Here is a 13,704-nt window from a genome sequence, read left to right on the forward strand (position 1 = left end):
AGAGAATCAATTTTCCCTATAATTTTTTTTAAACATAACAAACATGAATTTCCGAACGTTGCTATCAAAGACGCTGTATATCATTATCAATAACAATAAAGGAGTAATGCTACTCATACACACTTGTATAAAGAAATCTAGCCATTCATTGCTGACTATAACTTTTGCCCTTGTAATAAAGAAGATGGAAAGCAAGAATATGCTTATAAAGAACCATGATCTTATAAGCTCATGAATAATAAATGCATTATCCGATTTAAGGGCATTTTTGTATAAAAATACTGGTTTCAAGATCATGACAACGATGATATTACTAACGATAGTTCCAATAACTATCCCATTTAAACCTAAATAATGTACTAAAACTAATGAAACGATAATATTAATTATGGCTTCCAGTAGGGGTAATTCAATATCTGACATATAACCAAGGCCTACTTTTGCAACATCAAAAGAGATCCTTGCAATCAATACGAAGCAATTAACAGAAAGTAACAAAACTAATTGTTGGCTAAGTACAATTTCTTTTCCCATCCATAAAGATACAAATGTACTTGAAGATATATAAAACATATACGCGCAAAAAATACCTAGCATAAAAAAAAGTGAATTATAAAGTGATATAATCCTGATAACTTTTTCCTTACTATCAGAATATAGTTTTGCTCCTATATAGGCACCCAGTGGGGAAGCTATTGCTGATATCAGAAAAGCCAATGCTTGAATTAACATCATATAGGAAGAAAAAGATGTGATAACCGTTATACCTAGAAAGACAGATATAATTAAATAATCTGTATTAAATACAACAACACCGGCAATTTTATGTACAAACGTATATTTTATCTCTCTTTTTATTTTAGTTTTTACACTTATTATATTTTCTTTATTGATAGTATCAGTAATATCCAACTTTACTAATTGCGGATATTTTTTTAATGTTAGTTTGTTAAAAAGAATAAGTTGTATTACATTAGAAAGTAATTCAATAGCGCACACAATCCAAAAGGAGACGCCGCAAATCATTAGAAATATTTGCAATATATACGCTAAACTTCTAGTTAACCCAGTAATTAATTTAACCAAATAGACATTCTGGTCTGCTGTTAAAATGACAGATTGAGCAGAGTATAAATATGATAATGATGTGCTTATAACAAACACCCCCCATGTTATGTATAGATTTTCAGGGGATATACTTGCATTTACTATAGAATTTAATAACAAAAAGAAAAGTAGTCCAATAACTAATATGCCCAATGCTATAAAATGGTATATTTTCTTTATTATAAAATATAATTGTCTTAACTCACTATTTTCTTTTCTATGCAGTGGTTTAAATAGGATATATGTTAAGGCTGTACTTATACCTAGCTCAGCAAGATTTAATACTCCCATCAACTGTACTACTAATAAATAATACCCGGTTAAATCAGCACCATATACTTTAACAAAGTAACTTCTTAAAAAAAAGTTTGTTATTAATATAAGAACTGAAGTAAACAATCCTATCTGAGACCCAAGAGCAACTTTATTTCTAAACATATTAGGATAAAACTCGAATCATCTGTATTTTGTTAGCTAAAAAGGAATGTTGAATGATAGTTTCTAATATCATATTTTTATTTTCTTGAACTGACTTTACTTATTCCAAGTAAATATCTGTCTGATATTTTTGAAATCTATCTAATTTGGTTATTTTGTCTAAAAAACCCATATTCACACATCGTTCATACAACAGATGAATAGACTAAGCTCTTTAAAATATCTCTATAACTCTCTAAATTTTAATTACAATGCAATAAATAGGATTAGAAAATTTTAATAACACCTATAAAACGCTTATAGGTGTTGAACAATATCTATTCAATTATAAATAATGGCAATTATGTTACTTTACTAAACCTTTATGAATCTTATCTTTTAATGAAAGAATTGGACTATCTATTCCCCATGTAATATTAATATCAGGATCATTCCAAATAATACCTCTTTCATGTTCGCCAGAGTAATAGTTTGATGTCTTATAAACAAATTCAGCTTCTTCACTTAATACTAAGAACCCATGAGCAAAACCTTCAGGTATCCACAACTGCCTTTTGTTTTCAGAAGAAATATTGACACCAACCCATTTACCAAACGTTTCGGAATCGTTGCGAATATCTACAGCAACATCAAAAACTTCTCCCGCTATACAGCGTACAAGCTTCCCTTGAGCATAAGGTTCAACTTGATAATGTAAACCACGTAACACACCTTTAGTTGATTTTGAATGATTATCCTGAACAAATTCAATCTTTCGACCAACCGCTTCCTCAAATACTTTCTGATTAAAACTTTCCATAAAGAACCCACGTTCATCACTAAACACTTTAGGTTCAAAAATTAATACATCAGGAATTTCTGTTTTAATAACGTTCATTTTATTAATAACCTTTAATCATGTTCAGGAGATACTGCCCATAAGCATTCTTCGACAACGGTTTAGCCAGATTTTTAATCTGCTCTGCATCAATAAACCCTTTTCTATAAGCGATCTCTTCCGGGCAGGACACTTTCAGCCCCTGGCGTTCTTCGATGGTTGCAATAAAATTACTGGCCTCTATCAAACTCTGATGCGTCCCTGTATCCAGCCAAGCATAACCGCGCCCCATCATAGCGACAGACAATCTTCCCTGATCCATATAGATACGGTTAATATCCGTGATTTCTAACTCACCGCGAGCGGAAGGCTTAAGATTTTTCGCCATCTCCACCACGCTGTTATCGTAAAAATACAGCCCCGTTACCGCGTAATTACTCTTCGGTTGTAACGGTTTTTCCTCCAGACTAACGGCTGTGCCACTTTGGTCAAACTCAACCACACCGTAGCGCTCTGGATCGTTTACATGATAAGCAAAGACGGTAGCACCACTTTCTTTATTAACGGCAGCTTCCATTAACTTTGGTAAATCATGACCATAGAAGATATTGTCACCTAGTACTAATGCACAATCATCATGACCAATGAACTCTTCACCAATAATAAACGCCTGTGCTAAGCCATCCGGGCTTGGCTGTACTTTATATTGAAGATTCAGCCCCCACTGGCTGCCGTCTCCCAGCAGTTGTTGAAAACGCGGCGTGTCCTGTGGCGTACTGATGATCAGGATATCCCGAATACCTGCCAGCATAAGTGTGGAAAGGGGATAGTAAATCATCGGTTTATCATAAATTGGTAGCAATTGCTTACTTACCGCCATGGTCACCGGATAAAGACGGGTGCCGGAGCCCCCCGCTAAAATAATGCCCTTACGCGTTTTCATTTCCATTTCTCATTCATAGAAAATGCCCTGATGGGCATTTAAATTTATCAGATGGTTGTCGTCGTAAACATTTCAGTCAGCATACGCTTAACTCCTAATTCCCATTGCGGCAGAATAAGGTCAAAATTACGCTGAAACTTTTCAGTATTGAGACGCGAATTTCCAGGTCTGCTCGCCGGCGTCGGGTAGGCGCTGGTCGGCACAGCATTAAGCTCAGTCAGCGCAAGCGTTATCCCTGCCTTGCGCGCTTCGTCAAAGACTAAGGCCGCGTAGTCATGCCAGGTTGTGGTTCCCCCGGCAACCAGATGGTAAAGACCTGCGACTTCTGGTTTATTTAACGCCACACGGATCGCATGCGCCGTGCAGTCAGCCAGTAATTCCGCACCGGTCGGCGCACCGTACTGATCGTTGATGACTGAAAGTGTCTGACGCTCTTTCGCCAAACGAAGCATTGTCTTTGCGAAATTATTGCCCTTACCTGCATAAACCCAACTGGTGCGGAAGATAAGGTGCTTAGGGCAGTTATCCTGCAGGGCCTTTTCTCCCGCCAGTTTGGTTTTGCCATAGACATTCAGCGGCGACGTAGCGTCCGTTTCCTGCCATGGGATATCGCCGGTACCAGGAAATACATAATCGGTTGAATAATGCACTACCCATGCGCCAGTTTCGTTGGCCGCTTTAGCGATGGCTTCCACACTGGTGGCGTTAAGTAACTGCGCCAGTTCTGGTTCAGACTCTGCTTTATCTACTGCAGTATGTGCTGCTGCGTTAACAATCACATCGGGACGAAGCTTACGAACGGTTTCGGCAACGCCTTTCGGATTACTAAAATCACCGCAAAACTCTTTTGAATGGACATCCAGGGCAATCAAATTCCCCACTGGCGCCAGAGAACGTTGCAACTCCCAGCCTACTTGCCCTGTCTTACCAAAAAGTAAGATATTCATTACTGGCGTCCTTCATAGTTCTGTTCTATCCAACTCTGATACGCCCCACTTTTAACATTGTTTACCCATTGAGTATTTGCAAGGTACCATTCCACTGTTTTACGAATACCGCTTTCAAAGGTCTCCAGCGGTTTCCAGCCTAATTCGCGGCTAATTTTACCTGCATCAATGGCATAACGACGATCATGGCCCGGACGATCGGCGACATAAGTGATTTGTTCACGATAAGAAGTCGCTTTGGGTACAATTTCATCCAGCAGATCACAGATGGTAAATACCACATCGAGATTTTTCTTCTCATTGTGGCCACCAATGTTATAAGTCTCCCCTGCCTTGCCTTCAGTCACTACCATATGAAGCGCGCGAGCGTGATCTTCTACATATAGCCAATCGCGAATCTGATCCCCTTTGCCATAAATTGGCAAAGGCTTTCCTTCCAGTGCGTTCAAAATGACCAACGGAATCAGTTTTTCAGGGAAGTGATAAGGGCCATAGTTATTAGAACAATTGGTAACGATCGTTGGTAGACCATAGGTACGCCGCCAGGCACGGACTAAATGATCGCTGGATGCTTTTGACGCAGAATAGGGGCTACTTGGCGCATATGCCGTCGTTTCAGTAAATAACGGCAGTGTAACGCTGTTTTCAACTTCATCAGGATGCGGTAAATCGCCGTAAACTTCATCAGTGGAAATATGATGAAAACGAAAATTATTTTTTTTATCTTCGCCAAGCGCAGACCAGTATTTACGCGCAACTTCAAGAAGTACATAGGTGCCGACGATATTGGTTTCAATAAATGCTGCTGGCCCGGTAATCGAACGGTCCACATGACTTTCCGCAGCCAAATGCATCACCGCGTCCGGCTGGTACTGCTCAAAAATACGCGTTATTTCAGCGGAATCACAAATATCCGCGTGTTCAAAATTGTAGCGATTACTTTCAGAAATATCAGAAAGGGATTCAAGATTACCGGCGTAGGTTAATTTATCAATATTAACTACAGTGTCCTGTGTATTCTTAATAATATGGCGAACAACAGCTGATCCAATAAAACCTGCCCCGCCAGTAATAAGTATCTTCACTTTTCTATTCCATAAGGCGTATTTAATGTGGTATTTAATTTGCCAATAAAAATTAATTGCTCAAGTCGTTACACACGCTACCGCCCCTGGCTCATCAGCTACCAGTGCACTGCGTACATATCGACTTGTTACAAACCTCGCCCAGCAGGGCAAAGCTCACTAAAACTTAAACGCTAATTGTCTTATTAATTGCATCCGGAAACAAGGATTAATCTTATAAAATCAGCATTAAAATGCTCCAGATAACCCCTTGTTACTTAAGCCCTTTATACAAAACTAAAACGGCAGTCAACACTCGTTTCAGCCAACTTGCCGCTTCGAATGTTCACTGCCGTTATTATGTTTATCACCAACCATTTATCACGGTTGTTAATACTTATTCATGCAGAAGCTGCTCTATGCTCTTACGGAACTTCGCTCCTTCTTTCAGGTTGCGCAGCCCGTACTTCACAAATGCCTGCATGTAGCCCATTTTTTTACCGCAGTCATAGCTGTCACCCGTCATTAGCATCGCGTCAACTGACTGTTTTTTCGCCAGTTCAGCAATGGCATCGGTGAGCTGGATGCGACCCCAGGCGCCCGGTTCGGTTCTTTCCAGTTCCGCCCAGATGTCGGCTGAAAGCACATAACGGCCTACCGCCATCAAATCGGAATCCAGCGTCTGCGGCTGATCCGGTTTTTCGATAAACTCCACAATCCGGCTGACTTTGCCTTCATTATCCAGAGGTTCTTTCGTCTGGATAACGGAATACTCCGATAAATCACCTTTCATGCGCTTCGCCAGCACCTGGCTGCGACCCGTTTCATTGAAACGCGCCACCATCGCCGCAAGGTTATAGCGCAGCGGATCGGCGGTAGCATCATCAATAATAATATCCGGGAGTACCACAATGAAAGGGTTATCGCCCACAACCGGACGCGCGCACAGAATAGAGTGCCCCAGCCCTAAAGGCTGCGCCTGGCGAACGTTCATAATCGTCACGCCCGGCGGGCAGATAGATTGCACTTCCGCCAAAAGCTGACGCTTAACGCGCTGTTCAAGAAGTGATTCAAGTTCATAAGAGGTGTCGAAGTGGTTCTCAACGGCGTTTTTAGACGCGTGAGTCACCAGTACGATTTCTTTGATCCCTGCAGCCACAATCTCATCGACAATGTACTGAATCATTGGCTTGTCGACGATCGGTAGCATCTCTTTTGGGATTGCCTTGGTGGCAGGCAACATATGCATACCCAAACCCGCTACCGGTATAACTGCTTTCAAATTCATCATTGTTTCTTCCACCTGTAAAATGGTTGCTGAATTATAGCTCTTTAGCTTGTTTTCGCCAGCATGAATTACTCTGCTGCCAGGGATAATGATGGCACGCTCTACATTACGTCTTAGTCGGCACCATAACATTAAGTATGAACAACTTTTTCCCAGGAATTTTCGTAAAAATAGCGGTACTTACCCTCCCCGCTTCGGCAGCGAAAAATTCACTGCTTCGACATTCACGGTTTGGTGATTAATCCTGTCGATATCCACGGAACTCTGCCCGTTTTCATTGATGGCATGAACTTTAGCGAGGGAAAGCAGCGTGTCCTGGCGGGCCATAAATTGACCACGGACATCTTTACGCAAATCAAAATGCATTTTTAACGCCGGGCCAATCGCTGAAGTTTGCATCACGTTGATATTACGCAGAAAGAGGTGCTGCGGTTGATTATGCAGTTCCAGCGTAGCACGCGTCATCCGTACATTGGTGATGGCAACAAATGAGGGGGCGTTACCGGAGGAAATTTGAATGCCGCGTAATTTATAAGCAACCTGGCGATTATCCAACCGAATAGCGTTTAATTTAAAGTTTTGCGGAATTGACAGGTATTTTCCTTTAACGACGCCATAGCCGATGAGCATCCCGGCACTATTCGTCATATCAATATTATCAATGACGAAATTATCACAGCCATAAATGGCGATCGTTGCGTTATCAATACCCGCATTTTTACTGAAATCGGGCGTGATGTTTTTGGCTTTGACATTGCGAATGACGAAATGTTTGCCATTTTCTACGTGCACAAGCTGTCGGCAATCAGATCCGGTAATATTGGCCACCACAAAGTTTTTTACTGCCTGGTCTTCAGGATAACTATTGTCATAGGTACTACCCGCCAGCCCGATGCCGATCCCCCAGTTGATTTTGCCATTGGTACAATCAATGCGTTCGATGACATGATCGGAAATCAGGATGTCGCGGTCGTGAATCGCGACATTCCACTCAATGGCGTCCCCCTGCAAATCGCTAAAGCGGCTATGCGTAATCCGCGCGCCGTCCATTTGGTTATGAAATCCCTGGCGGAGAATGGCGTAGTTGGCGTGGGTAACGGTGATGTCATCGATAATGAGATTACGCATCACCTGCGGTTCCTTACCGCCAATGAAAATTTGCGCGACGGGGCCAAAGCCGCTCATCGCCACGCCTTTAATCACACAGTCCGACCCGCGAACATCCAGCGTCACATTGTGCAGACTGCCGCCCTGCTCCCCCACCACCTGACACCCGTCCTGCAAAATAAACCGTCCCCGGCCATTCCCACTCACCGCGCCCTGTACCCGCAGCGTTTTTCCCGCCGGAATCGTTATCGCCGCATTGATATTTTCACACACCCATCCTGGCGGTACGACCACGGTCTGTCCGTCGGCGAAGGCCTGTTTGAACGAGGCGATACCGTCATCCGCCGGATAATCCTTAATATCGACGGTCTCACGAGGTTCACGCGCCTGTACCGGCAAGGCGCGCAGAAAAGGAAGAACAGCAAGCGCAGAACCTGCCGTCAGGAGGGTACGTCGGGAGAATTTAGTCGCGGGCATACCACCTCGTTTATATCGTTTGTAGCAGGCTGGCTAACTGGCGATTAATCGCCTGCTGATTAAAATCTTGCGCCACTTTTTCACGGGCGCGCGTGATCACCGACTCCAGCGTGTCGTGGTCAATCCGGCTGAACTCAGCGAGTCGGGCCGCCAGCGCCTGCGCATCGTTTTCCGGCACCAGCCAGCCGGATTTGCCGGCCTCCACCAGTTCCGGAACACCGCTATGCACGGTAGATACCACGGGAATCCCTACCGCCATTGCCTCCATCAGCGCCACCGGAATACCTTCCATATCGCCATCCGTACCGGTAATCGACGGCAGCAAAAAAACATCGGCGTCATCCAGCATCGCCTTCACTTCATGGCTCGGTTTAAACCCCGACATCTCAATGACATCCTCTAGCTGATACTGCTCGATGAGCGTGCGCAGCCGACGTTCCCACGGGCCAATCCCCAGAATGCGGTAGCGAAACGCCACGCCCTGTGCTTTCAGTTGCCGACAGGCTTCAATCGCCACATGCAGGCCTTTTTTTTCTGTCAGGCGCGCGACGGAAATCATCTCCAGCGGCATCCCTGGCGCTTTCACCGGACGATGGGAAAAACGCGTCATGTCGACGCCCATGCGCGAAACGGCAATCTTTTCCGGCGGACAGCCCATACTTTTCAGGCGACCGGCCCACAGATCGCTGATGGGCAGCATCAGATCGCCACGACGAAACAACTGCTGATACTCCGGCGTGTAATGACTGAGCACTTCGCGGCTGGAAATATCAATCCCGTGGAAAATAGTCGCGATTTTGCCGCGAAGCACGCCCAGTTCGCGTAGTTTGGCCGCCGTCACGCCCGCCGGACCAAAGTGCGCGATGAACACATCCGCCACAAAAGGGTGGCTCACCTGCGCGCAAATCGCGGAAAGAATCAAATTGCGTGATTCATCGCCATAGCGGGTAAAATTGAGCGCTTTCCAGGTCGCCGCCCGATGCAGCCCCGGCAGCGTTTTACATGCCCGGTAGCGCAGTTTCGCCAGCCGTCCCTGGGGCTCATCCTGTAACCAGCGGGTTTTCGCCGCCAGGCCATACTTCTCCCAGGCGGCATGAGTATGTTGGGTATCGCCTTTTTGTAACGCGACAATCTCCACCTCATGGCCCATATCAATAAACGCAGTAATCTGATTCAGCACAAAGGTTTCCGATGAGAGTGGAAATTTCAGCAGAAAAAAGCTGACTTTCATTGTTCCTCCCGAATTCTGTCGAGAACGGATTTGATCATCGTGAACCCTTTCGCCCGCTCCTCGGTAACGGCGTTAGCCACTTTTGCCTTTAGCGCAGGCAATTGATTGAGCGTATCGGCCACCACGCTTTGTAATGAACCGTTCAGCAAGTGACGGATATCGATGGCCAATTCCGCCAGGCCTAGCTGCTGCATAATCCCGGCGGATTTATGTTCATAATTAATGGCGATGGCGGGTGTGCCAAAATTCATGGAGATAATGGCGGAATGCAGGCGCGTCCCGATGGTCAGTACGCAGGAGGCGAGGATCTTTCCGATTTCCACGTCATTGAGTTCGTCCATCGCGATATGGAAATGCTCTGAGTCGTTTACATACTTCGCCATCCGTAACGCAACCATCCGGTCATCGCGGTTATAGCGATCGATACTGGTGCAGGTTGACAGCGCCAGTACCTGATAACCGTCCGCAATCAGGCGATTCACGACCTGGGCAAATGCCTGCTCATAGGCCTGCTGAGTGGTGCCCAGGCGTTTATCAAACGGCTCCAGATCGCGCAACGTAATCGCGACGGTTTTGCGGCGCGCGGTGACGTCCAACCAGTGCTGCACAGCATAACTGGCGACAAACTCGTCGTGACGGCGTTCGACTAACCAGGCGGTATCCCCCCCCTGCTCCACTTTCCGGGTATCGATCTGCGCGGCGGTCATCAGATCGCGGCTGACGGTTTCACGCAGGATCAGCGCACTGGTGCGCCCAAAAACATAATTGGCGAGCTGGTTAAAGTCAGGATTCTGGAAAGGGCCGACGCTATGTCCCACCATATAAATTGGTTTATTCGCCATAAACGCGCACAGCGGATATTCAAAGTGAGTCAAACCGTATAAGTCGACATAGTTTGAACCGCCCACCTGAATGACGGCGTCATACTGCGCAATAAATTGCGCGAATTCGGCAAATTCCGGCGCGATAGCAAAATTACGCAGCGATCCTTCCAGGGCGACTTTAGACAATAAAATTTTATGCTGAAAACGACGGCGTAATACTTTTTTCACCCGACCGTTAAGCCCTGCCGCCGCCTGCTGTTTCTGGCTTAACTGATACAGCGGGTCGGCAATAATCGGGCGCCCCTGCAACCAGGCGGAACTCACCGGGAAACGGCTCATCACATCCATCTCCGCCTCTGGCGCCTGTTGACGGATGGCATCAAGCAAACCGCGCATAATGGCGCTATCACCACGGTTGCCGCATGTGTGGTTGCCTAAAATTAATAATTTCATAAATAGCCTCTTATATCCCCGTCATCCGACACGTAATAACTTTTTCATTTTTGCACTGCCAACAAGCTGATTTTTAATTTCCATCACCAGCGCATTGCGTGAAAAAATAATCATCAAAATAAAACTCAAAATACCGACCATAACCTGTAGCGCGAATACCCCTGACAACGGTAAATAGCCGTCGACCAGCTTTCCTGCGCCGTAGCTGGTAATAAATGTGGGCAATGAGAGATAAAACGGTAGCCACAGGCTGAGAATATACTGACGATAGCTGGAGCCGAGTACCGGCTTAATCATCACGAAATAGCTCAGAATGGTGTTGATGATTTGTACCACCAGGAACCCCAGCGTCACGCCAATCGCCCCCGCCAGATGGCCGCCAATGAGAATTGCCGGGATAAACAGAAACGTTTTAAAGACGTTGAACTTAAAGCTGATATCCACGCGCGCTTTCGCCATCAGCAGCGAACCAATCGGGTTGCCGACCGAACGCAGCAGCCCCACCACGCACAGCAATTGCAGGATCGGGATAATGCTGTTCCACTTCTCGCCAAACACTAACGGCACAAAATTGTTCGCCACTACCATCAGGCCCAACAGCGCGGGAAAATTGATAATTCCCACCACGGAAAGCAACTTATAGAAGTTGACGCGCAGCTTCTCGGTATCGTCCTGGATTTTGGCGAATGCCGGAAATAGCACGCGAGTAATGATGGGATTAAGCTTCGCCGGCGGCACAACCGCCACGTTGTACGCGAGGTTATATCCCCCGGCGACGCTTGCGCCGAGAATTCTCGCCAGTACCAGCGTCGATAAATTCGTGTTGATGTAATTGACGATACTGTCCGCCGTCAGCCACGCGCCAAAACGCAGGTTCGTGGACACCGATGCCAGCGAAAAATGCAGCCCCGGACGGTAAATCTTGCGGCCAAAGTAACCAAACAGCAGCGTTCGCACCGCGCTGTTCACCAGATAGCCGAGAATCGCGGTTAACGCCAGCGGCCAGTAATGGGCGCTAATCACCGTAAAGGTGAACCCCGCCAGCACGGAGGTCGTTTCGATCATGCCGATCTTATTGAACTCCAGCTCTTTTTGCATCAGCGCGCGGAACTGCTGCCCGTGAGGGATCACGATGAACGCCAGCGACAACGTTTTGATTAACGGCGCGAGATCCGGGTTATGCAAAACATGGGCAATCGCATCGCTCAGCCAAAAGACCACCGCAAATACCACAATCCCAAACCCAACGTTTAGCCAGTAAAGCGTGGTCAGCTCCAGATGCCCAATCGTTTTACGCTGGATAATCGAGTTCGCGATGCCAAAGTCCGAGATCGTGTCGGCCAGCGCGATAATCACCAGCGAGACGGTCAACAGGCCAAACTGGTGGTTGTCGATGATCCGCGCCAGCACCGTCATCTGAATTAACCCCAGACCGATAATCACTATCGTGGCGATAGCCGACCATTTAGCGCCGCTGATCGTTTTTTGTCGTAAACTCATTCTTTTCTCCAGAACCTGCTCACAAGGCGTCATTGGCGCAGCCAGATTGAGCACTGCCCTGGTGCAATATGGCAAGTAAAATAGCCTTGTGGGTCAGGTTCTTAATACGCCGCTTTATTAACAAACCCTTTAAAAATCGTCAGAAAAACGATTTTGATATCGAACCAAATACTCCATTCGCGGATGTATTCCAGGTCGAATTCCACGCGTTTTTCCATTTTCTCCAGCGTATCGGTCTCACCGCGCCAGCCATTAATTTGCGCCCAGCCGGTGATGCCCGGCTTCATCTTGTGGCGTAGCATGTAACCTTCAATCAACTGACGATACTGTTCGTTATGCGCCACCGCGTGCGGGCGAGGACCGACGATGGACATCCCGCCGGTTAACACGTTGATAAACTGCGGTAATTCATCCAGCGAGGTACGACGCAAAAAGTTACCTACCCGGGTGACGCGCGGATCGTTTTGCGTCGCCTGGGTAACGACCTTATCGTTCTCCATCACCTTCATTGAGCGGAACTTCCAGACCTTGATCGGCTTGCCGTCCATCCCGTAGCGCGTCTGACGGAAAATCACCGGCCCGGGCGAGCTCAATTTGACCGCCAGCGCAATGCAGCACAGTACCGGTGAGATGAGCAGCAGAATCAGCGACGCCAGCACGATATCCTCTGCCCGTTTAAGCAGACGGTTAATCCCTGACAGCGGCGTGTCATACAGCGGAACGACCGGAACGCCGCTCATCTCCTCCACGCGCGAGTGGAGAATATTAAAGGTGAACACATCGGGAATAAGGATCACCGAGCAGGTGGTATCGGCCAGCTCGCGCACCAGTTTTTTCACCATGGCGCCGTCGCTCATTGACATGGCGATATAAACATTGTGAATTCGCGAGGCTTTCGCATCGTCAATTAACTGCTCGAAGTTCCCGGCCCAGTCAGCAGAGACGCCGCCTGGTTTGGGATCGTGATAGACGCCCACCACCTCAAAACCCAGCCACGGCTCATTACGGAAGCTATCCAGCAACGTCTGGCCCGCAGGCAAATCTCCGGCGACGGCGACCCGGCGAGTGTTATAACCACGATTGCGTAGCCAGCCCGCGCCGAAACGAATAAATGAACGGCATAACACTAAGCCCAGGCTGGACAGCGCATACCAGGCCAGCCAGGTGGCGAGGCGGTTGTCAAAGTCATCATTAAACGCCACCAGACCGGCGCTGAAGATCAGGCTCAGCGTCCAGTTTTGCAGTAACAGCGTTAACTCTGTCGACATTTTGACGCCGCGCCAGGAGCGATAAAAATCGGTCATCCCGCCCAGCATTTGAAAAACAACCAGCGTAATCAGCGCCACCAACAGGTGCATGTACAGGAATGGCAGTCCACTGACTTCACAGATGAACCACAGCCCGCCAAACATGATGGTGATATCTGAAAAGCGTTGCACCATAGAGATTAACGATGCATTGGTTTTGGCTCGTTCGCGCTTTTTTAGATTTGTCATCGTTGTTCCTGT

The 13,704-nt window shown here is 46.8% G+C and carries 11 protein-coding genes; all 11 read right to left on the minus strand.

The features are described 5' to 3' along the window. Positions 1–6: 6 nt before the first annotated feature. A complete protein-coding gene (locus NA197_RS03665; RefSeq protein WP_052931862.1) occupies positions 7–1,545 on the minus strand; it encodes a lipopolysaccharide biosynthesis protein in 1,539 nt (512 codons plus the stop codon). Positions 1,546–1,891: 346 nt separating this feature from the next. After that, complete coding sequence (gene rfbC, locus NA197_RS03670; RefSeq protein ID WP_001100808.1) at positions 1,892–2,422, minus strand: dTDP-4-dehydrorhamnose 3,5-epimerase; 531 nt, start codon at positions 2,420–2,422, stop codon at positions 1,892–1,894. 4 nt (positions 2,423–2,426) lie between these two features. Further along, positions 2,427–3,305, minus strand: coding sequence for a glucose-1-phosphate thymidylyltransferase RfbA (gene rfbA, locus NA197_RS03675; RefSeq protein ID WP_023215752.1), 879 nt, complete (start codon positions 3,303–3,305; stop codon positions 2,427–2,429). 47 nt (positions 3,306–3,352) lie between these two features. After that, positions 3,353–4,252 (minus strand): dTDP-4-dehydrorhamnose reductase, encoded by a 900-nt coding sequence (gene rfbD, locus NA197_RS03680; RefSeq protein WP_001023662.1) that lies wholly within the window; start codon positions 4,250–4,252, stop codon positions 3,353–3,355. Then, positions 4,252–5,337 carry a dTDP-glucose 4,6-dehydratase gene (rfbB, locus tag NA197_RS03685; protein WP_000697846.1) on the minus strand — a complete coding sequence of 362 codons (1,086 nt, stop codon included), beginning with the start codon at positions 5,335–5,337 and terminating at the stop codon, positions 4,252–4,254. The genes rfbD and rfbB overlap by 1 nt, the downstream gene beginning before the upstream one ends. 376 nt (positions 5,338–5,713) lie before the next feature. Beyond that, positions 5,714–6,607 (minus strand): GalU regulator GalF, encoded by an 894-nt coding sequence (gene galF, locus NA197_RS03690; protein ID WP_000981469.1) that lies wholly within the window; start codon positions 6,605–6,607, stop codon positions 5,714–5,716. 177 nt (positions 6,608–6,784) lie between these two features. Then, positions 6,785–8,188 (minus strand): colanic acid biosynthesis protein WcaM, encoded by a 1,404-nt coding sequence (wcaM, locus tag NA197_RS03695; RefSeq protein ID WP_064042945.1) that lies wholly within the window; start codon positions 8,186–8,188, stop codon positions 6,785–6,787. Positions 8,189–8,198: 10 nt separating this feature from the next. Beyond that, the gene (gene wcaL, locus NA197_RS03700; RefSeq protein ID WP_064042946.1) at positions 8,199–9,419 is read right to left on the minus strand and encodes a colanic acid biosynthesis glycosyltransferase WcaL; all 1,221 of its coding nucleotides are present in this window, start codon (positions 9,417–9,419) and stop codon (positions 8,199–8,201) included. After that, a complete protein-coding gene (wcaK, locus tag NA197_RS03705; RefSeq protein WP_064042947.1) occupies positions 9,416–10,696 on the minus strand; it encodes a colanic acid biosynthesis pyruvyl transferase WcaK in 1,281 nt (426 codons plus the stop codon). The genes wcaL and wcaK overlap by 4 nt, the downstream gene beginning before the upstream one ends. A 21-nt stretch (positions 10,697–10,717) precedes the next feature. After that, on the minus strand, positions 10,718–12,196 hold the full coding sequence (gene wzxC / locus NA197_RS03710) for a colanic acid undecaprenyl disphosphate flippase WzxC (protein ID WP_000058674.1): 1,479 nt from the start codon (positions 12,194–12,196) through the stop codon (positions 10,718–10,720). 101 nt (positions 12,197–12,297) lie between these two features. Continuing rightward, on the minus strand, positions 12,298–13,692 hold the full coding sequence (gene wcaJ, locus NA197_RS03715; RefSeq protein WP_000183166.1) for an undecaprenyl-phosphate glucose phosphotransferase: 1,395 nt from the start codon (positions 13,690–13,692) through the stop codon (positions 12,298–12,300). Positions 13,693–13,704: the final 12 nt, after the last annotated feature.

Origin of the sequence: Salmonella sp. NW884, from assembly GCF_051700745.1 — a bacterium.
GTDB classification, from domain to species: domain Bacteria; phylum Pseudomonadota; class Gammaproteobacteria; order Enterobacterales; family Enterobacteriaceae; genus Salmonella; species Salmonella enterica.